At 57.0% G+C, this 22,462-nt stretch carries 13 protein-coding genes and 3 tRNA genes; 9 read left to right on the top strand and 7 right to left on the bottom strand.

Annotated features, from left to right (window positions below; translation table 11 throughout):
* Positions 1–350 precede the first annotated feature (350 nt).
* Positions 351–2,744, bottom strand: coding sequence for a cell wall-binding repeat-containing protein (locus tag HMPREF0573_RS05530; protein WP_013189149.1), 2,394 nt, complete (start codon positions 2,742–2,744; stop codon positions 351–353).
* A gap of 238 nt (positions 2,745–2,982) precedes the next feature.
* On the opposite strand from HMPREF0573_RS05530, the gene HMPREF0573_RS05535 reads away from it, so the two are divergent.
* Entirely contained in the window at positions 2,983–3,198 is a 216-nt protein-coding gene (locus HMPREF0573_RS05535; protein WP_013189150.1) for a hypothetical protein, read from the top strand.
* A gap of 516 nt (positions 3,199–3,714) precedes the next feature.
* Here the strand turns inward: HMPREF0573_RS05535 and HMPREF0573_RS05540 are convergent.
* Positions 3,715–4,530: an endonuclease domain-containing protein gene (locus tag HMPREF0573_RS05540; protein WP_013189152.1), complete on the bottom strand. Its 816-nt coding sequence runs from the start codon at positions 4,528–4,530 to the stop codon at positions 3,715–3,717.
* Between the two features lie 294 nt (positions 4,531–4,824).
* On the opposite strand from HMPREF0573_RS05540, the gene HMPREF0573_RS05545 reads away from it, so the two are divergent.
* The 3 genes from HMPREF0573_RS05545 (at position 4,825) to HMPREF0573_RS05555 (ending at position 13,567) form a co-directional block, all read left to right on the top strand.
* Positions 4,825–5,529, top strand: a complete 705-nt coding sequence (locus HMPREF0573_RS05545) for a PKD domain-containing protein (RefSeq protein ID WP_236589679.1) — start codon at positions 4,825–4,827, stop codon at positions 5,527–5,529.
* 172 nt (positions 5,530–5,701) lie between these two features.
* Positions 5,702–10,723, top strand: coding sequence for a 2-oxoacid:acceptor oxidoreductase family protein (locus HMPREF0573_RS05550; protein WP_013189156.1), 5,022 nt, complete (start codon positions 5,702–5,704; stop codon positions 10,721–10,723).
* Positions 10,724–10,741: 18 nt separating this feature from the next.
* Positions 10,742–13,567 (top strand): sulfide/dihydroorotate dehydrogenase-like FAD/NAD-binding protein, encoded by a 2,826-nt coding sequence (locus tag HMPREF0573_RS05555; RefSeq protein WP_013189157.1) that lies wholly within the window; start codon positions 10,742–10,744, stop codon positions 13,565–13,567.
* A gap of 511 nt (positions 13,568–14,078) precedes the next feature.
* Here the strand turns inward: HMPREF0573_RS05555 and HMPREF0573_RS05560 are convergent.
* The 3 genes from HMPREF0573_RS05560 to HMPREF0573_RS05570 form a co-directional block, all read right to left on the bottom strand.
* Positions 14,079–14,159: transfer RNA gene (locus HMPREF0573_RS05560), tRNA-Leu, on the bottom strand.
* 25 nt (positions 14,160–14,184) lie between these two features.
* A complete protein-coding gene (locus HMPREF0573_RS05565) occupies positions 14,185–14,808 on the bottom strand; it encodes a hypothetical protein (protein WP_013189158.1) in 624 nt (207 codons plus the stop codon).
* A 16-nt stretch (positions 14,809–14,824) separates the two neighbouring features.
* Positions 14,825–15,448, bottom strand: a complete 624-nt coding sequence (locus HMPREF0573_RS05570; RefSeq protein WP_236585831.1) for a vitamin K epoxide reductase family protein — start codon at positions 15,446–15,448, stop codon at positions 14,825–14,827.
* Positions 15,449–15,815: 367 nt separating this feature from the next.
* Between HMPREF0573_RS05570 and HMPREF0573_RS05575 the strand changes: the two genes are divergently transcribed.
* The 3 genes from HMPREF0573_RS05575 (at position 15,816) to rpmG (ending at position 16,223) form a co-directional block, all read left to right on the top strand.
* Positions 15,816–15,888: transfer RNA gene (locus tag HMPREF0573_RS05575), tRNA-Thr, on the top strand.
* A gap of 37 nt (positions 15,889–15,925) precedes the next feature.
* Positions 15,926–15,999 (top strand) — tRNA-Met (locus HMPREF0573_RS05580).
* Positions 16,000–16,052: 53 nt separating this feature from the next.
* The gene (gene rpmG / locus HMPREF0573_RS09550; RefSeq protein WP_004007299.1) at positions 16,053–16,223 is read left to right on the top strand and encodes a 50S ribosomal protein L33; all 171 of its coding nucleotides are present in this window, start codon (positions 16,053–16,055) and stop codon (positions 16,221–16,223) included.
* Between the two features lie 217 nt (positions 16,224–16,440).
* On the opposite strand, the gene HMPREF0573_RS05585 is transcribed toward rpmG, so the two are convergent.
* On the bottom strand, positions 16,441–18,042 hold the full coding sequence (locus tag HMPREF0573_RS05585; RefSeq protein ID WP_013189160.1) for a cell wall-binding repeat-containing protein: 1,602 nt from the start codon (positions 18,040–18,042) through the stop codon (positions 16,441–16,443).
* A 207-nt stretch (positions 18,043–18,249) separates the two neighbouring features.
* Here HMPREF0573_RS05585 and trpS point away from each other — a divergent pair, with 207 nt between their 5' ends.
* Together trpS and HMPREF0573_RS05595 are read left to right on the top strand one after the other, a co-directional pair.
* The gene (trpS, locus tag HMPREF0573_RS05590; protein ID WP_004009085.1) at positions 18,250–19,377 is read left to right on the top strand and encodes a tryptophan--tRNA ligase; all 1,128 of its coding nucleotides are present in this window, start codon (positions 18,250–18,252) and stop codon (positions 19,375–19,377) included.
* Complete coding sequence (locus HMPREF0573_RS05595; protein ID WP_004007296.1) at positions 19,377–19,712, top strand: hypothetical protein; 336 nt, start codon at positions 19,377–19,379, stop codon at positions 19,710–19,712. The genes trpS and HMPREF0573_RS05595 overlap by 1 nt, the downstream gene beginning before the upstream one ends.
* 27 nt (positions 19,713–19,739) lie before the next feature.
* Here HMPREF0573_RS05595 and HMPREF0573_RS05600 read toward each other — a convergent pair whose 3' ends face one another.
* Complete coding sequence (locus HMPREF0573_RS05600) at positions 19,740–22,328, bottom strand: glycogen debranching protein (RefSeq protein ID WP_013189161.1); 2,589 nt, start codon at positions 22,326–22,328, stop codon at positions 19,740–19,742.
* Between the last annotated feature and the right edge of the window lie 134 nt (positions 22,329–22,462).

The following is a 22,462-nucleotide window of genomic DNA, read 5'->3' on the forward strand; positions in this document are numbered from 1 at the left end:
TTCTAAAGACCCCTGGTCTTTAGACCCCAACTAAATAAACGCTGCGCCCCGGGACCTCACGGTCCTGGGGCACAGCGCTGTGTGCTGGTTAGAGTTGGTGCCGGAATCAATGGCGATGAGGTTTAGGGATTGTCTGCCGGGGTAGTGTTTAGAATCTCGTAGTTTAGTACCTATCTGGGTTTTCTGGTTTGGGTGGGTGTCGGGCTGGCAGCGTTTACACCCGCGAAAAACAGCCAGGAACTTGTTAATGCGACTCTATACTGAACACAAAGCAGGTTAAACGAGAGTGGCTCCCGGCATACGCCGGGAGCCACAACTCTATTCATTTATGCCTAATGTAACCGGTAGACCTAGGCGGCGATAGTTACCTCAGTTTCGGTAGCCTTAGTGTCTGAACGATCGCCGTAGCCCTTGACCGTCACCTGGAACTTGAACTTGCCAGAACCAGTAGCGGTGCTATCAATCTTGGCTTTGATTTCGCCATTGGCAAGGTCGACTGTAACATCGCTTACTTTGTTGCTAACATCGGATGCAGAGCCAGCGGAGATGGTAACTTTCACGTCAGCAGCTGCAATGGGACCACCCTTTTTGTCTTCGAGCAAAGCCTTGACAGCGGCATAGTTGGTGATTTCACCAATCTTGACAGAAGTGCCATCTTTAGCCGGGGTCGCAGCAGCCTGCAGGGTCGGGGCAGTGGTGTAAGGCTTTGCCGGTGCTGCCGGTACCGAGCCGAGAGAATCAGCGCCAGCGTAATCCTTAGCATGCTTCAAAGCTTTTACAGCCTCGTCGCGGACTTCGTCAGATACCGCGACCTTACCACCAATCATGTAGGTGCCCAGGTTGGTGTGCTTGTACTTCAAGTAAGCCAAGTGCTGAATCACAGACTTGTCAATCTCGCCAGAAGCGGGAACCAGCAGAATCGGACCATCCGTCAACTGACCAGCAACCACAGAGTCAATCAGGTGAGCATCGTCACCAGAGGCCAGGTAAACACGACCATTAGCCGGATCAACCTTAGAACCGTTAACGTACTTACCTTCCTGCAGTTCGTAGACAGCCAACAAGGCAGAAGTCTCGTAACGGTTCGCACCATCAAGACGCGACCAGCCCTTACCGCTACCAGTCAACAGCTTCATACCCTCACCGTTGTAGTAAGCCGTGACCGCATCAAGCAAAGCCTGCTTAGCTTCCTTGGTCTTCTTCTCCATGGAAGCCTGCTCGTCCTTCATCACGTTGAACAAAGCATCCCAGTTAACACCGATAAGCTTATCCGTAACAGCATCGCCCACGACGACGTCAGTATCAGCATTGATTACCGCGTAAACAGTATCAGCCAAAGTAGACTTTTGTGCAGCGCCAACCTTGTAGACCTTGCTCTTTTCCCAGTCACCACCGTCAGACAACTTAGCCTGAACATCAGCGAACAAAGCATCATTCAAACCAGTAATCTCCTGGGTGTCGGTATCAAATTCGAAAGCACCAGAATCGGAAATCTTGCCGTCCTTAATAACGACCTGCATAGCTTTCGGATCCAGCCCGTACATGTCCTTAACAGCTTGCCACAACTTAGCATCTGCATTATTACCGGCAGGAGCAGATGTTAACTGGGCTGCTTTCACCTTTTCGGCCTTAGCATTGCGCAGAGCAACATCCAAAGCAGCTTGCAAAGCAACATGCTTGTTGGTTACCACCAACATGTTCTTATTCAGCAGGGTCATCGGCTCTTTGTAACCAACGAAAGCCTTCTTCGTATCAGTCACCACAGCGTTGGTGTTAACATCAGAAGGATTCTTAGAAGTACCCGCTACCGCAGCGGTTGCACCCTGACCGAAGAAGTCGTACGAATCCAGTTTCTTCGGCTCGAACTTTTCCTTCAGCGGCATCGAGTTCTGCTGACGCTGCCAAGCATCCTGACCGAAGTAATTAGCAGCAGCAGCCTGCACAGCCGCCTTACGCTCAGCAGTGGACTTCAAGTAGCTCCAAGGATCGAGAAGCTTGATGTCCTTCAGCAGCTTGTTGACCTGCTCATCAGACAAAGCTGCCTGACCACCAAGGACAACACCCTTGTTGAGTTTCGGCAAGCCTTGGTAGTAAGCCACCGTAGCAGGATCCAAATCGCCCTCATGGTTAACCAACAGCACCGGACCATCAGCAACGGAACCAGCAGCCAAAGCGTCAACCAGGTTATCGCCACGAGTCAAGTAAACCCGATTAATACCAGCATTATTCTTGTAGGCAGCCTTAGCCACAGCCACGTTCGTCTCGTAACGGTTCTTACCCTCAAGACGACCAGTCGTGGTAACGTTAGCGTTCATCTTCTTGACATTAGCAACCGCTTCATCAGAAACCGCGCTCGTACCACCAATAGCAACAAGCTTCTTCACGTTCGAGAACTTGTTCTTCATGGTCGCGCCCAGCAAAAGCTGACCAGCCTTGTCCTGAGGAACCAAGAACACCAGACCGTCCTTCAACATGCCGGAAGTAGCAGCATCAACCATATGGTTCTGACCAGCAGACACCAGGTAAGCAACCTTCAGACTCTGCTCCGTGTCCTTGTTCAAACGATCAGCCACCGCGATAGCAGTATCAATACGCTCATCACCAAACACGCGAGTGAAAGTACCACCATCAGGGAACTTAATCTCATCCCCAGGCTGCGGAGCAGCCATCGCGGGGGCGACGCCCATGCCAGCAACCAGCGCCAACGAAGCAGCACCAATCACAAACTTCTTCTTCAAATTCATCTTCAAATAAACCCTTCTTCTGGGTAATAAAGGGTGGAATTTTGCTCAGATGAATTGAAAAGGTCGCCGGAGTGTATTGAAAAACCGCGCAGATTCAACGATTGCGGGACGTTTTGGTGGCGACGAAAACAATTCTACTCGGAGCCGATTTGGTCTTTGAGAGACCTAGAGTTGATTCCTTCGGGCTGCTGTGGCGATGGGGTTGGGTATCTGAACACGGCTTGTGGGATGGGGGCGCGTGACCACAGAAAAACGTCGTGGGTTTAAAGCGCAGCGAGCCGGGACGGTGAATCAGAACGGGGCGAAAATCGCCGGAGCATCGTCAACTCCGCTGTTATGTATGGCAAATCCCCAGTTCGGAGCTAATTGGCAGGGATTTTTGGCGATGAAATCGCCTCGGATGTCGGATCGATTCGGTCCTGCTGGGGGGCAAAACTTCGGCAGTGACCAATGAAGGATGTGAATATAAGGTGAAAATAGGGCAGTAGCTGCCATTATTGGCAGCTACTGCCCATATTCCACCTCATAATCTCAGATGCCAACGGTGCAGCACCCGGATTCAGGCGCAGGCGTTGAAAAATCCCGGCAGTTGTTATCTAATATCCACTATCAAACAAGCGGAGTTCCGCAGTTCGGTTTTCTGGCTGCCATCAATTTTGAACATCTGGAGTCTGGACGGGAGCCTCTGCGAAATCGACAGCCGACTGCCGACAAATCTTCGGCAATAGTTGGTGTTTCACCGACAAGCCCGCCCGTAAAACCGCCGAGTGCCTAAAACTCGTAATACTTTTTCGTCTGGGTGCTTTCAAATTTTAAATCTGGGGCACTTTCCTACCCGGGGGTTTCCTACCCGGTGTTTTCGAATTCGGGGTGATTTCCGACCGGGGTGCTTTTAAACCGGTTGCTTCCAATCTGAGCCCTTTCAATCATAAGTACTTCCTACTTGGGATATCTCCAACCGGGGATCTCGTCACGCTCGGGGTGCGATGCGGTGTCGGCGTTTTTGCAAAATATTGCTCAATCTCTGGGTGGTGCGCTCCCAGTCGTGCCAAATCTGGCGGTAACTCAGCCGGGTAGTCAGATATCCAGCGGTGGCGTTCGATAAATCCCGCTCGCGGTCAATCTCAAAAGCGCGGGGATTGTCATGAAACTCCCTCCCATCGCATTCCACTATCCACGAGTTGCCGACCAGCAGGTCCGCCCATCCGGGTGCAGTCCGATGCTGGGTACGCACGCTGACCCCGCGGCGCTGGAAAAATAACCTGACCCTGGTTTCACTACCGGATTGTGCCCCTCGGTTCAGGAACCGGTACGTTGCCATTTTTTTCTTTTGCACCCGCGTTGCCAGATGTTTTGCTTGGTCGTAACCGATGCATCCTGCCTGCAACGCCGATTCCAGCACAATCAGCCCCGTCTCGGCATCATGATGGCGCATGGCTTGGTACAGGCAATCTTCCAAGCCGAAAACGGGGGCGTGCTGGGTCGCGATACAGCGGTGAAATTCGACAAATCTCGCAGCGGGCAGGGGAACATTTTCCGGCAAGATTACGTGCGTGTTGGTTTGGTGGGGAACCCAGAGTCCATACTTTGCGCACCCGGACAGGCAACCCAGTCTGCCTCCATGCTTCAGCGCGCGGACGACATCCGGGTCCGCTTCCGGTCCCGCGTACCAGCCACGTATAATTCGCACCAGGTTGCCAGCCTCAACCAAATCCGCAATGTCGCGCGTGGAGTACTCCGTGAGCAGCTGTTTTACTGTGTACACGCCACAGTTTATCGTTTCCATAACCCCACCTTGCGACACAGCCGGAAACAAAATCAATGCCGATTCAGATTACCTGTGGAAAACCCCGGTTTCGCTGTCGCTGTGGATAAACAGTGGAATATGGGCAGTAGCTGCCAATAATGGCAGCTACTGCCCATATTCCACCTTATAAATCCAATGATTAATGAATGCTGGCAAAAAACTTGGCAAATCGCAGGTCAGCCCTGTGCGTTTGCGTGAAATCCCAGGACGGCGGGTCCCCGACCGGCTGGCGCGGGTTTGGTCAGTGCGCTACCTTCACGGTAGCTTGAAAATGTGAGTTTTCCCCGACGTGCCCGGATGTTTACCGCAGCCATCGCGACTTTATTTGCGCTTTCAGGCGTGGGGACCGGCGTGGCGAACGCCATCGTTGGGGACTTCAGCGGAATGGGTAATGTGATTCAGGGGGTCATCAGCGGATCTTTTTCCGATTCTCGCTCCCAGTCTTTCGGCTACAACTCGGCCTCGGCAAATTCCGCCGCGAAGGGCTCCGGCGGGTCGAAAGGTCAGAAAAAGTCGACAAACGGTGTTTCCATCCAAAATTCCTATGACTGGAACCGGGAACTTCGCGAAGCGCTGAAAGTCAAAGTTGAGTCTCCCAAATTGTTTATGAATCCCGCTAAAGGTCACGTAGCGGTGAATAAAGACGTGTATGTCTGGGCGGACGCGAAGCCGCAAAAGTTCGTAAAAACAGTGGCATCGCAGACTTTGACCATCATCGCCGTCCCAATACGGTTTGAATGGAAATGGGGTGACGGCAACACCACGGATTCCGGCGCGAATGCGGGAGCGCCCTGGCCAGAGGGGACAGTTACTCATAAATATCAACGTGTTGGCAGCTACACGATTAACTGCCGAATCCACTGGCGGGCGACTTGGGCTATTGGGAAAGACAAACCTCAGGAAATTCCCGGCGATGTCGTCACCGAAAGTACCTCAACCGAGTTCCTCGTCAAATACTTGATTCCCTACCTTTCCTAAATGCCAAACCGCGCGAACCCTTGAATTCCGAACAGTTCCAGGGTAGCGGGTAAATCGCCTCTCGCGCGGAGCCCTCGCGTGGGCAAAGAGACGTTACTAAAATCAGGGTAGGATGCGAATCACTGGGCCACGGCCACGCAATCCCAAAATACCCCGTCGAGAGGAATTTGTAATGGTAGACCAGCCAAAGTATCCCGGCAAAGTGGAAGTGATCAACGGCAACGGTGCGGTTGCCCGCGTAATGAACATGGTGTGTGGAGGAGTCATCGGGTATCCCATCACGCCTTCGACGGAAATCTCGGAAACGTTCGAAGCCGCAGTAGCGGCGGGTCAAAAGAACGTGTGGGGACAGCACCCCTTCTTCTTTGAGCCGGAGGGGGAGCATTCCGCTCAGTCTGGGGCAATGGGCGCGGCGCTGACCGGCGGCAAGTTCATCTCAAATGCCTCCAGCTCGCAGGGGATTCTCTATGGTTTGGAGTCTCACTATGTCACTGTCGGCAAGCGCATCGGCGGTTTTGTGCTGCAGGTTGCGGCGCGCGTGGTGTCCCGGCACTCGCTGAACGTGATGGGTGGCCATGATGACGTATATGCCCTGCTCCCAGCCGGTTACACGGTCCTGTTTGGAGCGAACCCGGAGGAGGCCGCGAATCTGGCGCTGATTTCATACCGTGCCTCGTCGCTGTCCTTGATTCCGGTGGCGAACTGCATGGATGGTTTCGCGACTTCCCACATGATGAGCGAAGCGCGCCTGCCGGAAGCCGAACTGGTAAAGGAATACTTGGGCGATCCCAAGGGATACATTCCCTGCCCCACCGCCGCTCAGGAAATTTTGTTTGGTGCCAAAGGTCGGGCTTTCCAGTTTGGTCAGTTCCTGGAGAACAAAAGGTCGGTGCTGGCGCCCGCCTCCCTCGAGGCGCTGCGGTCGTTCCTGAACTGCGCCGATAACGCCGAAGCCATCGAAAACGATAGTTGCGGAGAGCTGTTTGATCGGGAAATCGCGGGGCATCTACCCGCGGCGGAAGTCGCCAAGTGGCGTCGCCAGTGGGTCAATGCGCCGGCGCGAGGTACCCGTAAACTGATCCCATCCCTGGTGGATATTGACAATCCAGGCTTGACCGGACCGGTGCAAAACCAGCCGGATTTCCAAGCCGGGGTGGCTGATCACCACACCCACTTTGTTGCGGATGTGCCGCGGCTGGTGCGCCAGGCGATGGACGAGTATAACGCTCTGACCGGCAGCGATTACGCCCCGGTGAAAACCTTTAACTGTGAAGACGCTGACTTTATCATGGTTGGGGTCGGCTCGATTTGCGAGGACGTGCGGGCGGTGCTGCCGTACTTGCGCAGTCGGGGTCTCAAGGTCGGTCTGGTCCAGATTGTCATGTTGCAGCCGTTCCCGGAGGCTGACTTGGTGGCGGCTCTCAAAGGCGCGAAAGCCGTGACGGTGTTGGAGCGTTCCGACCAGGCGGCGTTGACCAAGTTCGTCAACAGCGCGCTGGTGAAAGCCGGGCAAAATGCGGCGGCGGTGCAGCGCAATCTGCCTGCGCGCTACCCGGATATTCCGGCGGTAGAGACTGGGGAAATGCCCCAGTTGTCCACCGGGTTCTTTGGCTTGGGCGGTCACGATGTCCAGCCGCGTCACCTCATCGCCACGTTCAAAGCGATGCAGGCGGGTGAATTGGCTCCTGAATTCTATATCGGCTCGACGTTCTTTGACGATGACGCGACCGGGGAACAAAAAGCGATGCAGGACCGGCTGCGTGAAGCGTACCCGGAAACTACCAAAATGGCACTTCACCTGGAAGAAAACCCGAAAGACCTGCTGCCTAAGGAAGCGATGCGGATTCGGTTCCACTCGGTGGGGGGCTACGGCACAATTGCTACCGGGAAACTGTTGGCAGACATTTTGGCAGAAATGCTGCACTTGCACAGCAAAGCTGCCCCGAAGTACGGTTCGGAAAAATCGGGGGCTGCCACGAACTACTACATCACGTTGAGCCCGGAAACTATCAGGATTACGAACGCCGAGCTGGAGGACGTAGAGATTGTGGTCAGCCCGGACCACATGGTGTTTGCGCACACGAACCCGCTGAAAGGCTTGGCGGAGGGCGGGACGTTTATCCTGCAATCTGACAAAACTCCCGCCGAGCTGTGGGCGAGCCTGCCGCGCCGGGCGAAACAAATCATTCGGGATCGGCACATCAACCTGTTTATCCTCGACGCTTTTGGGGTCGCGCTGAAGCACGCCCCCAATCCGGGCTTGCAAACCCGCATGATGGGTGTGGCTTTCATCGGGGCTATCGCCACCAAAGTGGACCGGATTGCTTCCGGGGCCAGCGAAGCGGACATGCTGGCAAAGATTCGCGAACAAATCGAGCACAAGTTCGGGGCGAAAGGTCCGGCGATTGTAGAAGCAAATATGGCTGTGGTCCAGGACGGGGCGAGCGCGACGCAAAAGGTCGATTGGGAACAGCTCGACGCTGATTCGGAGGGCGGGTCGGCAGGCGCGACGGCGGGATCCGGGCATTCCCGTCCGGCTTTGAACGCCTCCCTGTCAGCCACAATGTGCCAGCGTGGCGCCAGTGGCTGTGCGTTGACCGCCGGGCTGTTCGATCGGGATTATTTCCGGCGGGTCGTGGCGGAACCCTTTGCGCAGGGAACCATCAGCGAAGCCCCGGTTTATCCCGGCACTGGCTATTTCTTGCCCCCGGCGTCCTCGGCAGAAAAGGACAAGGGTCTGTTCCGCCGTACTATCCCGGTGTTCGACCCAAGCGTGTGTACCGGCTGTATGGAATGTGCTCTGGCGTGCCCGGATGGGGCGATTCCAAACACGGTGTTCACTATCGACACCCTGCTGGAGACTGCTATAGAACAGACCGGTGAAGCCGGCGCGAGCCTGCAATCGCAGGTGGAGGCGATTGCCGGGGCGATGCGCCAGGCACTGTTGGACACGAAGGCGCGTCCGGCAATCGCGGATGTCTTTACCGAGGTGGCGACCTCACAAAATGCCGACCCTGCGGCGGTAGCGGCGGTGGCAGACACGTTACGAACCTTCCCGGTGGCACGCACCCGACCGTTCTTTGACTCCACTGAAAAACGCCAACCCGGTGCGGGAGTCCTGTTCAGCGCGACTGTCGACCCGTGGAAGTGTACCGGCTGTCTGGAATGCGTGGCGGTGTGTGGTCCGCACGCCCTGATTGGTACCGACCAAGACGATGAGGTGCTGGACACGGCGCAGCAGCGCTTTGCGTTCCTGACAAAACTGCCGAACTCGCCGAGCGAATTCAGCGACCCGAACGGTGGACCCAGCCTCGACATGAAGCGGATTTTCCTGAACCGCGACAACTATTACGCGACCATTGGCGGGCACGGGGCGTGCCGTGGATGTGGCGAAGTCACTGCCGTGCGTCAAACCATGGCTTTGGCTAACGACATCAACAATGGCAGAGTGTTGCGTCACCGTCAGGAACTTGAGGAATTGGTAGCAGCGTTGGAAGAAAAGCGCCACGCTGTCACCGACACGGCGCTGGGCGAGCTGATTGATCAGGTGCGTGCGCGTCTGGAGCAGCGTCTGTATCGTTACGAAGGACCGGCAGGAGGGCGGGGTCCGGCGGCCGCGGTAGTGGCGAACTCGACCGGGTGTTCCTCGGTTTATGCTTCGACCGCACCGTTTAACCCTTACCAGCAGCCTTGGGTCAACGGGCTGTTCCAAGATGCCCAACCCTTGGCGAAGGGTATTTACGAGGGCTTGGCAGCCGATTTGTCGATGGACGTGTTAGCGCTGCGTCAAGCCCGTGCCATCCTCGCGGGCGCGACCGGCGCGGCGATTCCCAGCGATGCTCCGGAATGGAAACACTTTACGGACGAGGAACTCGCGTTGATGCCGGCGGTGATGACCATCGGTGGCGATGGGGCGTCTTATGACATTGGCTTTGGGGCGATGAGCCGCATCATGGCATCCGGAACCCCCATAAAGATGCTGGTGTTGAACACGGGAGCCTATTCCAACACGGGCGGTCAGGCGTCCACGGCTTCACTGGAGGGGCAAGATGCGGACCTGTCCCGCTACGGCAAATATTTGAAAGGTAAATCTGAGCAGCGCAAAGAGCTGGGTCTGTTGGCAGCGATGCACCCCAACGTCCTGGTGGTGTCTACCTCCACGGCTTACCAGGGGCACTTCCTAAAGAACGTGTCTCGCGCGCTGGCGCAAGTCGACTACCCGGCGCTGATAGACGTGTACACCCCCTGCCAGCCCGAACACGGAATCGGGGACGACATGGCCAGTGAACACAGTCGGATGGCGGTGAAATCACGTGTCAGCCCGCTGTTTGTTCACGAACCGGCACACGCCGAGTTCAGTGACCGTTTCATCATCGACGGCAACCCGGATGTAAAGAAGCTCTGGTCACACTACAAACTCAGCTACCACGATGCGGACGGAAAAACCCAGCTGATGGACCTGCCGTACACGCCAGCAGATTTTGCCTACTCTGAGCTGCGGTTTAAGAAACACTTCAAACCACTGCCGGACAATGCCGAAAACCCGACCCTGGTGGCGGAATATATAGAAATGGACGCGACCGCGCGGGAAACCGCCACTCCGTTTATCTATACGACTGGCGCGGAGGGGAATCTGGTGAAAATCCAGGTGTCGCCCTCCATCGTGAAGCTGACCGAGCAGTGCCGGGAATACTGGACTTTCCTGCAATACCTGGCCGGGCAAGACCTGGCTGCGGCCCGGAAAGCCCAAGCTGACCTGGAAAAGAAGTTGACCGAAACTCGTGACGCCGCCGCGAAGTCGCAAGAAGAAATGATTGAACTCATGGCGAAAGCGATGGCAGAAGTCGCCGCGACCGGCACTACCACGACGCCACTACCGTTCTTGGGTGGATTCGGTGGGGGAGCCAGCTCGACCGGTGGTGCCTCCGGGTCGGACGCGAGCGGTTCTGCCCCCGCAGGTTCCGGTACGCCCTTTCGCTACGAGCTAGAGAAAATAGCCCAATGCACGGACTGCAAGACTTGTTATCAAGAGATTCCCGAGTATTTCGAGGCTTCTACGGAAATCGTTGATGGCAAGCCCACTCCGGTGGCGCGGCTGATTCCCGGCTCGCTGGAAAACGTGAAAGTGACCGACGAGTTGCGCGCCCGCATTGCGAAAGTCGTCGCGAACTGTGACGCGGAAATCATCTCGTGACCGGGGGAGGGGAAACCGATGCTTGACACGATGAACACGGTGCAACTCAACATTTTGGAACGCCGGTTTAACGCCGACCCGAAACTGTTTCAAGCCATGTTTGTGGCTGAAGGCTTGGCGCAGCTGCACGCGGCTTTTGATACTGGAGAGCTGCCCGAGGCGCTGACCCGCAAAATTTGGGAACTGCTGGAACGCGAGGACACGGTGGGACGCATCATGATGCGTTTCCTGTGGAACTTGCCGCTGGGCAAGAAACGCGTGTTTATTCGCGCGATTGACACCTGGTTGTCCGAGCGCTACCCGATGTTTGCGGGGCTGAGCGACAACTGGCCCGCTGCCAGCCACGTCGCTCCCTACGTGCGCCCGGCGTCCCAGCGAGTACATGACTTTGACCTGGTCACGCAAGGGTATTTGGGATATTTGACCCAGGGCTATACCCAGCGGGAAGTCGACCTGTTTGTGTGGCTGGAATCCATGCGGGATAAACACTGCGCGGATCGCCCCTGTGAACTGGGCGCTTTCTTGCAGGGGCGCAAAGTCGGGGGCTGCCCGGTGCAGATTCACGTCCCGGACGTGATGCAGGCTATTGCAGAGGGCGATTTTGACCGGGCACTGCGTGTTGTGGAAGAGTCAAACCCGCTGCCGAACGTGACCGGGCGGGTATGTCCCCAGGAGCTGCAATGTCAAGGGGTGTGTGTGCACAAGGCGCGTCCCATAGAGATTGGTCAGTTGGAATGGTTTTTGCCCCAGCGGGAAAAAATTGTGCACGGCAACGAAGCGATTCTCAAACGTTTCGAAGGGCGCCCCGACCCGTGGCAGACCGCGGAAAAGCCCCCGATTGCCATCGTCGGCTCGGGTCCCTCCGGATTGATTAACGCGTTCTTGCTGGCGAACCAGGGTTTCCCGGTCACCGTGTTCGAAGCGTTTCATACCCTGGGCGGGGTGTTGAAATACGGGATTCCCGAGTTCCGCTTGCCTAACGAGCTGGTCGACGACGTAGTGGACAAGATTCGCCTGCTGGGCGGGCGTTTCGTGACGAACTTCGTGGTGGGCAAGACCGCGACCTTAGACGACCTGAAAGCAGCGGGCTTTTGGCGCATTTTCGTCGGTACCGGCGCCGGGCTGCCAAAGTTCATGAACGTGCCCGGCGAGCACCTCAACGGGGTCATGAGCGCCAACGAGTTCCTGACCCGCGTAAACCTGATGCACGGCAACCTGCCCGACTATGACACGCCCCTGCCCGAAGTCGCGGGGAAAGAAATCCTGGTGATTGGCGGAGGAAACACGGCGATGGACGCGGCACGCACCGCCCGGCGCTTGGGCGGTCACGTCACGATTGTGTACCGGCGGACCAAGGCGGAAATGCCGGCTCGCGTGGAGGAACTGCATCACGCTTTGGAAGAGGGTATTGTGGTGGCTGAGCTGCGCTCGCCCACTGAGTTTCATGAGGATGAAAACCACCATGTTTGCGGAGCCAGCGTAGGGGTGATGGAGCTGGGGGAGCCTGACGAGTCCGGGCGGCGCCGGCCCCAGCCGACCGGGGAAATCCTGGAAATGGACGCTGACCTGGTGATTATGGCGCTGGGCAACAGTTCCAACCCGATTATCCGCGATTCCCAGCCCGACCTAGCGGTGCAGCAGTGGGGTGTCATCAAGGTCGGTAAAGATGCCACTGGCGGTGAGGCTGGCAGCGCTGGCGCAGGTACGGCTGGCGGGGCTGATGGGGCTGATAGGGCGGCAGAAACCCCCTCGCAAGCCACCAATCTGGAGGGGATTTACTCCGGCGGAGACGCTTCTCGCGGCGGGTCTACCGCGATTAAGGCAGCCGGAGATGGCCAAGCCGCCGCCCGCCAGATGGGGGATTTGGCGACCAAATTGGAACCGGAGGAAGTCCGCCAGCGGGTGCAACGCGCTTGGGAATACACGCAAAGCGCCGCCTCGGCCTATCGAATCTTGGAAAAACGCCAACTGTCGGAACGGACTTGGGAAATGAAACTGCACGCCCCGGCGGTCGCCCGTGCGGTGCAGCCCGGACAGTTTGCCCGGTTCATGACCCACGAGAAAGGCGAGCTGATTCCCCTGACCGTTGCCGATTTCGACCGGGAACAGGGCTGGATTTCCATCGTGGTGCAAGCGGTGGGCAAATCGACCCAGATTATGTGCGCGATGGAAGTTGGTCAGGCGTTTTACGGGATTGCCGGACCGCTGGGCTTGGCGTCAAAGATGGAACAATTCGACTCTGCCACCCAAAGTGTGTGTTTTGTGGCTGGTGGAGTTGGGTTAGCGCCCGCCTATCCGATTGTCCGTAAACACTTGGAGCTGGGCAATCACGTGACCCTGGTGCTGGGGGCGCGCCATCGCGACTTGCTGTTCTGGACCGACCCGTATGGGGATCCGGCCGGGGTCAGCCCGGAGCGTGTTGAAGTGCTGCGTCGTCAGTATCCGGATTTGCTGGATGTGGTGTTGACCTCGGACGATGGGTCGTTTGGGCGTCAGGGTGTGGTGACGTTGCCGCTGGAAGAAATGCTGCGGGACGGTCGCAGCGATGGGCGCCAGATTGCGGAAATCACCACTATCGGACCGCCTATCATGATGAAGTTTGTCTGTCTGTTGACGGGGAAGTATGGCGTGCCTACCGTGGCGTCGCTGAACTCGATTATGGTTGACGCGACCGGGATGTGCGGAGCCTGCATGGTGCCTTTTGTCGATCCCGAAACTGGCAAATTGGTGCGGAAACACGCCTGTATTGACGGTCCTGAGCTGGACGGACACGCTATCGATTGGGATAAATTCCTGCCCCGATTCAATCAGTTCAAGGCTCAGGAAAAAGCTGCCCTCAGGTAAGCAATTCCCAACGGTTATTTGTTGCGGGGCTGTCGCTCGGGGGCGCTCGCGAGAGGCGAAAGGGGGAGTACCCCCTCGCGTTTTGCGCGACTATTGTCGCAAAACGCTCACCCCCCAGCCTCTCGCTGAGTCGCCCCCAACGCTCCTCGCCTCGCCAGTCTAAATTCCTGTGCTCATAGCCTGAATTTAGCGCTATTCAGGGGTGAAACTCACTTGGTTTCAGAGTGTGCGTGGATTACATTATCCGCAACCAAGCTCGTAGCCCAGTATCCTCTCGCCCGTCTACCCCCAGATTGTGCCGGCGTTTACTTGCTCGCTCGGATACGCGAGGGCGGTGGTGGAGGGGGGACCTCGAAGGAGCATATGGGTGTTCGTAGTTTTTCTTAGCGGCTTTGCCGCTTAGAAAAACAGAACGGGACCCCATTTCTGCGACTGAGAGGCATCCCCCCGAACGCCGCCAGTCCTCGCGCGCACACCGGGTGCCGCGAAAGCGGCAGGTAACAAACAAAAGTGGGCGAGAGGGGACTCGAACCCCCACGTCAAAGACACAGGAACCTAAATCCTGCGCGTCTACCAATTCCGCCACTCGCCCTGGCGCCACTATAGTGTAGCGGATTTCAAGCTAAATCTGCGAGCGCGATGTCCGACAGTCGCGGTGTTGGCAGCGCCTGGGGAGAATCCGGGGGAGCCGGGGTTGCCTTCTTGGCAGCCAGAATCAAATCCTCCAGCGGTTTTGCATTGCGAATCCACCCCTCGGGAGAAGGCCATTCAGATTGCGGACCGGGCTGATCCGAACCTGCTGCCGCCTTCGCCAACAGCGCATTCGGCGTAAAACACCACTTGGCGCGGTCAAAATCATTCAAACCTCGCGAACCCAAAATATCCACTACGGGCGGTAACATCCGCACACAGTTCGCGTAAGCCTGGGCTGAGGAAAACTGCCAAGCCGGGTAAACCCACTTCCGATCCAAAGTCCGAAATCCCAGCAAACGCCCGTCCCGCACGGCTTTCATAATCGCTTGGCGAGACACGCCCAGCCAGTCACAAACATTACCGGTCCGGCAGACGGGTCCCACCAGGTTATTGAGCGACGTTGGTGACGCCAGAAAAGCCTGGGCCAAACGCGCCAAGCGGTGCATGTTTTCGCGGCTGGCATCGGCGTGGGCGCGCGGTCGAGCCAAAAGCATCGTGCGGATAGTCTCTAAAAATTGTTCCTCATCGTCGGTCAGTTCTCTCCGCACCGCATTCGCCTTTCGGTCAGAATAAGTAAACAAGTTTGTCTGATAGCGTCACTGCTACGACCAAGACTATCAAAAGCAAGATAATCGCGGTAATAAGCCAACGCTGCGCCGTCCAAATCCGGGCAAACCCGGTGCCGGGAAACAACCAGCCGAGCCGCATCAGTGCCGCCCCAAGCTGCACCCACAAGATAATCGTGCAGGTCCAGACGATAAAACAGAACGGGCACAGTTTCGTGAACTCGAAAATGGATTGATGCAGGAAAAACGCAATCAGCACCATTCCTCCGGTCAGCCCCGCTTCAATCAGCACCCCCAGCCAGCGCGGTATCTGCCCGCTGCACCAAGCCAGGAACACACCTGCCAAACCAGCGAATAACCCGACTCCGACCAGCGCGTTCGGGATGCCAAACAATAGGTGAGCCTGCCAGGTAGTGAGCGAAGCCGAACAGCCAATCAGCGGGTTCAGATCGCATCCGAGATGCTCCGCGGGGTGTTTCAGCGTCTGAATTTCGGACAGCACCAGTTCCGCGCTTGCTGCCATAGCGATGAACGTCAGCACTATCAGCAGCACCAGGGTGGAGGTGGTGGGTCGACCAGCGCAGTCGTTCAGGGTCGTCCCGTCGTCGGGTTCTTGCTTCATGAGGGTTATTCTAACTTTTATGTCTGCACACTGGTCCTGGTGTGCCGGTACGGCGCGGAAATGGGACCAGACTGGGGGGTTGGCAATCCCGCTCGCAAACTTTGCCCCGCCAATCCCGTTCGCCGACTTTGCCCCGCCAATCCCGTTCGCCAACTTTCGTCGGGGCGTGACGCCCAAAAAATCCCAGCACTCACCCCACGCCTGAAACCGGTACAAAAACGCTGAAATCCCCACAATTCCCTGCTGCACGCGAAACTAAACGGACCGGTGAAAGAACCAGCCGAAAACCTCACGAAAATACGTATAGAGCTGCGCGTTGAGCTCAGTTTGTCACGAGCGCCAGAATCCTGTAAACTAAACTTTCGTTGCCCCGGTAGCTCAGTCGGCAGAGCGTCTCCATGGTAAGGAGAAGGTCCAGAGTTCGATTCTCTGCCGGGGCTCGCTTCACGCTTGACGGTTCGCGCCGCTGAGCAGCGAGGCGGGGTAGCTCAGTTGGTGAGAGCGCACGACTCATAATCGTGAGGTCGAGGGTTCGAATCCCTCCCCCGCTACGGACCCGAACCGGATAACCGCAGGGGATAAGCGATTAGAAAGAAGTAAAACAGTGGCTGCAAAATCGAAAGACATTCGCCCGAAGATTACGTTGGCGTGCTCTGAGTGCAAGGAGCGCAACTACATCACCAAGAAGAACCGGCGCAACACTCCGGATCGCTTGGAGCTGAACAAGTACTGCCCGCGTTGCCGGAAGTCCACGTCGCATAAGGAAACCCGCTAAGGGCTTTTTCACAAGCTTCCCGGCGTCGCCGTTATGGTGACGCCGGTTTTTCGTGTCTCATGAGCGAGGTCACAAGCACACGCGGGTTCTGCGAGGGGCACAAGTGTGGTGTGCGTCTCCGTGGGGTGCGTGGCGCTTTGGGTGGGACTGGGCGCGGAATGGATGCGGGTAAGCGAAGGGGGCGGCTGCAGCCGCCCCCCAAAAAAGCCCGAAGAACTTACTTCAGCAAGTCTTTGAACTGGTCAACCAGGGAATCAGAGATTACGCCTACGCCACCCAAAGCCTTGAATTTACCAGCCAGCGCCGCATTTGCCGTGCGAGCCGCCTTGGCAAAAGCGGTTACCTCCGCAGGTGCGGAGTCTTTCTGCACCAGCAGAACCGGACCAGCCAGCTCAGCCTTATTATCGATGAAACCAGCGACGGTGGCATCTGCCGAAGCCATACCGTTAGCAAAGTACAGAGCCTTGGCGTTAGTGCCGTTCGGGTACTGCGTCTTGGCAATCTCGAGAGCGGTCAGGTAGCGATCCGCCCCGGCGATGCGAGAAGCCTTGGCACCCGCTCCACCCAAGTAAGCCTGGATGGCAGCATCGGTCGGACCAGCAGTCCTTGCGTCATCTGCCTTTTTCTTTTCCAATTTAGCCTGAGCGACCAAAACATCTTTCTCTGCTTGGAGAGGGGCGGCATCGTAGGCAGCTTGAGCTTTATCATAAGCTTCCTTCTTTGCATTATTGGTCTTATCGGCTTCGTAAGCAGCCTTGGCAGTATCGAAATCTTTCTTCAAGTCCTCTTTTGTCTTGACGTTCTTGATACCGACATAGGTCGCCACCAGCTTGCCCTTAGCATCTTTTTCAGTCTGCTGGACTGGAGCATCGGCGGGGGCAACTGCACCCGTCTTGGTGTCAGACTTCAGAATTTTGTCATTGCCTGCCGTTTTTACCTCGCTCTTAAGAACACGGGGTGCAGTGAGTTCGATAGTTTTTTCGACACCACTATTATTGACATTGGATTTCACGAAGTCTTTCGCGGTCTTGCCGTCAGCAATGGTGTACCAGCCATCGAGTTTCATATCGGCTTCACGAGCTGCTTTATCTAGATCAGCTTGGAGCTTAGCTTTCGCTTGATCTTTGGTCATCCCAGAGCCGCCACCAGCACCGTTAGCAGTCGCTGCCGCGTTCAATTCGGCAGGCAGAACCGCGCCTTCGCCGCCCAAAGCGACGACCTCGGAGGGCTTCAAGCGCTTGATTTCATTCAGGGTTGCGGCAGGCAAAGTGCCGGAGCCGTTGGTCAACAGAACCGGGGCACCATCGGTCATGGTGCCACCAACCAGGGCATCGACCAAGGTGATGCCGTTAGCCAAGTAAACTTTGGCGCTGGTCTTGCCCTCGGGGAACAGGTTCTTGGAAATCTCAGCTGCTGTCCCAAACCGGTCCGCGCCCGCAATTCGGGTCACGGTGGCTTTCCCAGCAACTGCCTTTACCGTGGCGTCGCTAACCGCGCCAGTGCCACCCAGCACCACAACTTTAGTGGCCTTTAACTTAGTGATGGCTTCGGCAACGTTCTTTTGCACGGTGGGGGAGCCGTTGACCAGCAAAAGGGGACCGCTGGGCAGTTTGCCGCCGGCGACTGCGTCGGCTTGGGAGTCGCCACGAGACAGATAAACCACGTCGGAGGTGCCAAAAGCGCTGGCCACCGAAATCGCGGTGTTGTAACGGTCTGCGCCAGCGTAACGGTCGGAATCGGTTGCCGCAACCGCGCTCATCGGCACGGTCATAGCCAGGGCAGCTGCAGCCGCCCCGAAAGTCAAAACAGACTTCTTCATAATTGTGTTTCCTAACTTGTTGGGTGGATGAATTCCGTACTCATCCTATTGATTACTTCTGCATCTCGCATGGGATGGTGAAGTCCTTACACCCCTAATACGTTTCAAAAGTGGGGATTCTTACAGACACCATTAACTGTAACATGCCGGGATTTTTGAAAATGCCTTTCGTGGTTAGTGGGTTAGACTTAAACGGTGAGTGAAGAAATGACTAAGGATGAAAATCAGGTGGCCAGCGAGACGGAAGTACGCGCTACCTTGAAGGCAGCTCAGGAAACCTCGAAAGCGATTGCAGCTGACATCGCGGCGGGAAATGTCGGAAAGTACCGCATCCTGACCGGGGATCGACCCACCGGATTCCTGCACATCGGGCACTATTTTGGCACCTTGAAAACCAGGGTGGACCTGCAAAACCTTGGCATTGACACCACCGTACTCATCGCGGATTACCAGGTCATTACTGACCGGGACAACCTCGGCAACGTGCGTGAATACGTGTTAAACCTGGTGGCAGATTACCTGGCGGCGGGGATTGACCCCGAAAAATCCACGATTTTCTGCCATTCTCAGATTCCTGCCATTCACGAAATGCTGGTCATTTTCCTGTCCCTGGTGACTGAGGCGGAACTGCACCGTAACCCGACCGTAAAAGCCGAGCTGGAAGCCGCCGCGCGTCCCATGTCTGGGCTGTTGCTGACTTACCCGGTACATCAGGCGGCGGACATCCTGTGCGCCAAGGCGAACCTGGTGCCGGTGGGGCAGGACCAGCTGCCGCACTTGGAACAAGCGCGGGTGCTCGCCAAACGGTTCAACAAACGTTATCCGCAACGCGACCCACAGACCGGTAAAAAGACCGGGCATGGCGTGCTGCCCCTGCCGCAGGGACTATTGGGTCAGGGCGCGATGATTCTGGGCACTGACGGTCAAAAGATGAGTAAGTCCCGGCACAATACGGTGGAGTTGCGTGCCAGCGAGGACGACACCGCGAAAGTCCTGAAAAAAGCCGTGACCGACTCTGATCGACAGATTACTTTCGATCCCGTCCAGCGTCCGGAAGTGTCAAACCTGTTGCTCATCGCTTCGCTGTGTACCGGGCAGGCTCCCGAGGACATCGCCGCGGAGATTGGTGCCGGTGGCGGTGGGGCGCTGAAAGCCCTGGTGACAGAGGCGCTGAACGAACACTTGCGCCCGCTACGTCAACGTCGCGCCGAGCTGATGCGCGACGAAGGATACTTGTGGAGTGTGCTGGCGCGCGGCAATGAAAAAGTCCGCGATGAAGCCAACGACGTGCTGCGCGAAATGAAAGTCGCTATGGGAATGAACTACGGGGTTTGATGGAAACGCAAGACGATCACAAGAAGCCAGAGGACTTGATTCGGCGTCGCGACCATGCTCAGGCCGTGGCAGACCGCATGGTAGAGCGCGCCCTGTGGATTATCAATCTGGATCATCAAGGCGCGTCGGTCAGCCCGGAAACCCGCGGTGAGCTGGTCGAAGAAACTACTGACATGCTGCTGGAATGGGCATATGAAGTCGGGGAGGATTCTTTCCGCGCCGGCGAGTTCAAAGGGCGTCCGGGGGCAGCAGGGGAAAACAAACCCTACCCGTCCTCGCTGGCGAAAGCGACGCCGCAAAGGCTGGGGCGTCGCGACTATCTGTTAGACGAGTAGTCGCGTTCACAAGGGCGGGGCGTCGCCTTAGCGCTTTTGGACTTTGCGCAGGGTGTTGAGCAAATCGATTTTTTCGTTCCCGGAGGGGTTATCCGGCACTTCCGCAAAGAAAATCCGCATCGAGAACGGCTCCATTTGGGACTTCATCCCGCGTACCGTCACGGGCAGCTCAGAAATGACTTCTGCCAGACGAATCCCGGACCCGGGGGTGACTCCGACCTCCTCGGCAAACAGTGCGACCGGGTCATTCGTGTCGCGAGACTGCGGTGAAGGCACCGCAGAGTTCAAACCGGTCAACAACTGCAGCTTTTCCGCAGCGTTGCCCTCGCGAGCACTCGGATCGGGCCAGGTGGAATCCCATACCAGCCTAAACACGCGGGAACGCGCCCGCGGGGGATTAATCTGGACTTCATCCCTGGTCCCGTTAATCATGACCAGCAAATCTACGTCGTCCCAAGGGGCACCGGAACGCAACATCTGGAGCACGCGGTTACTCGGATCATGCCAGGCGCCGGGGGTTAAAGGTTCGCCTTCGCGGTTGTACCAAGACAGATCCTGGAGTTTATCCCCGTCTTGAGGCATCCCGGAGGCGAACTCATCGGGACGCATGACCGGGTGCTCAGCGCGCAAACGCAGCAGGTAGCGGGCAGTTTCGAACAATCCCTTTTGCCAAGGCTGCCAATGCCAATCCAACCAGGAAATCGGCCCATCCTGACAGTAGGCGTTATTGTTGCCGTTCTGCGAGTTCCCAAACTCGTCCCCTGCCAAAATCATGGGTGTCCCGGAACTGATTGCCAGGGTTCCCCACAAGTTTCGTAAGGTCTTTAGCCGGCTGGTCGCGATTTCGACCGTCTCGGATCGTTCCAGGGGATCCCCCTGGAACGGGGTCGTGGGATCCATCCGGCTGAACCGGGGGGAGAGACCTTCCCCAGATTGCGGGGTGGGGTCGTCTGGTGTCGCTGTTTCGAGCGAGAGTAGATCCCCGAGTTCTTTACCTCTGAGAACATGACCTTCGTGACCGTGATTCCACGAGTTATTGTTGTTTGTCCCGTCCCGGTTGCCTTCCAGATTGGCTTCGTTGTGTTTGTGGTCAAAAGTCACCAGGTCTGCCATCGTGAAGCCGTCGTGGGCGGCGATGAAGTTGATGGAAGCTCCCGGTCCGCGGTTGTATTCAGTGATGTTGGAACCGTAGAGGTCAGCCGACCCGGAGACGCGAGTAGCGAGCTCGTGCGGACCGTGCGCGTGACGCTCCTGCGCTAACGCTGCCGCGTCGGTGAGCCAAAATCCCCTGATACCGTCGCGGTAGCGGTCGTTCCAGTCCGCAAAAGGCGTAGGGAAATTGCCGGTCTGCCACCCGTTCGGTCCCATGTCCCACGGTTCGGCAATGAGTTTGCAGCCCGCCAGGACCGGGTCGGTCGCCATGCCGACAAAAGAGGGGTGGCGCAGGGCATACTGCTCGCGGTTGCGTCCCAACGTGACCCCCAAATCGAAACGGAAACCGTCCACCCCGACTTCTCCAGCCCAATACCGTAGCGAATCCAGCAACAGTGCCACCGCCCGGTTGGATGTGAAATCAATCGTGTTACCGCAGCCGGTAAAGTCCACCATTTCGTTGGGGTAGCAGTGATTCCAGATGTAGTAAGCTTGCGAATCCAGACCGCGCAAGCTGAGGGAGGGACCCAGGGTACCGCCCTCAGCGGTGTGGTTGTAAACCACGTCCAACAGGACTTCAATACCGGCTTGGTGCAGCAACGAGACCATGCCACGGACCTCGTCCAACACGGCTTGCGGACCTTGCCGCTGGGCAGCTTCGGTCGCGTAGGTCGGCTCGGGCGCAAAATAGCTCAAAGTTGAGTAGCCCCAATAGTTAGTCAGGTTACGTTCCGCCAGGAACGGTTCGGGCATCTTCGCGTGAATCGGCAGTAGCTCAATCGCGGTCACGCCCAAGTTTTTCAGGTAATCAATGGTGACGGGGTTTGCTAAACCGGCATAGGTGCCCTGCAGCTCGGGGGGAATTCCGGGCAATTGCCGGGTCAAACCTTTGACATGCGCTTCGTAAATGACGGTGCGCGGCCACGGGGTGCGCGGGTGGTCCGCCACCGGGAAAGAATGCGTGTTTACTACGACTGAGAGCGCGTTGTAATCCGCGGAATCAAGCGGATTCATAGTCAGCTCATGGGTTACAGGCTTCAGCTCGGCATCGACCTGGTGGGCGTAGAGCTGCGGGCTGAGAATAGGGGTCCGCGTAATCGCTTTTGCATAAGGGTCGAGCAGGACCTTTTGCGGGTTAAAAAACAATCCCGCGTCGGGATCCCACGGTCCGTATGCCCGATACCCGTACACTTGACCGGGGCGCACACCGCGAATGTTGCCGTGCCAAATCCCGCGGAATGGTCCGCGCAGCCGAATCCGCCGTTCGGACTGGTAGTGCCCGTGCTCGTCAGGAGCGTCGAACAGGCATAGCTCTACCGCTGTGGCTTGGTGGGCATAGACGGAAAAGGCGACCCCGGATTGGGTAATCGTGGGTCCCAAATGATGCGGGTCGAGTTTCGGTTCCTCCGCAATCACGTCAGTTGGGGCAAATGCCGGCGTCGTCCCTTTCTCTTGGACAGTCATAGAGTCGAGACTACCGGGAAAACGCTTCACCTGCCGGATTTTATCAGCTTTGCCTAACTTGTGGCTGGTAAATCGGGCTTTTTCAGGTCCGGAATTCCCCCCGGTTGCCCGATTTCAGGCACTGGAGTTTTTCG

It is taken from the genome of Mobiluncus curtisii ATCC 43063, from assembly GCF_000196535.1.
Taxonomy (GTDB): Bacteria; Actinomycetota; Actinomycetes; order Actinomycetales; family Actinomycetaceae; genus Mobiluncus; species Mobiluncus curtisii.

What these genes read in the sequence shown, in the direction of transcription:
- HMPREF0573_RS05530 (WP_013189149.1), bottom strand. Translation starts at nt 2,744, where the DNA reads ATGAATTTGAAGAAGAAGTTTGTGATTGGTGCTGCTTCGTTGGCGCTG.
- HMPREF0573_RS05540 (WP_013189152.1), bottom strand. Translation starts at nt 4,530, where the DNA reads ATGGAAACGATAAACTGTGGCGTGTACACAGTAAAACAGCTGCTCACG.
- HMPREF0573_RS05550 (WP_013189156.1), top strand. Translation starts at nt 5,702, where the DNA reads ATGGTAGACCAGCCAAAGTATCCCGGCAAAGTGGAAGTGATCAACGGC.
- HMPREF0573_RS05555 (WP_013189157.1), top strand. Translation starts at nt 10,742, where the DNA reads ATGCTTGACACGATGAACACGGTGCAACTCAACATTTTGGAACGCCGG.
- HMPREF0573_RS05570 (WP_236585831.1), bottom strand. Translation starts at nt 15,448, where the DNA reads ATGAAGCAAGAACCCGACGACGGGACGACCCTGAACGACTGCGCTGGT.
- HMPREF0573_RS05585 (WP_013189160.1), bottom strand. Translation starts at nt 18,042, where the DNA reads ATGAAGAAGTCTGTTTTGACTTTCGGGGCGGCTGCAGCTGCCCTGGCT.
- trpS (WP_004009085.1), top strand. Translation starts at nt 18,250, where the DNA reads ATGACTAAGGATGAAAATCAGGTGGCCAGCGAGACGGAAGTACGCGCT.
- HMPREF0573_RS05595 (WP_004007296.1), top strand. Translation starts at nt 19,377, where the DNA reads ATGGAAACGCAAGACGATCACAAGAAGCCAGAGGACTTGATTCGGCGT.
- HMPREF0573_RS05600 (WP_013189161.1), bottom strand. Translation starts at nt 22,328, where the DNA reads ATGACTGTCCAAGAGAAAGGGACGACGCCGGCATTTGCCCCAACTGAC.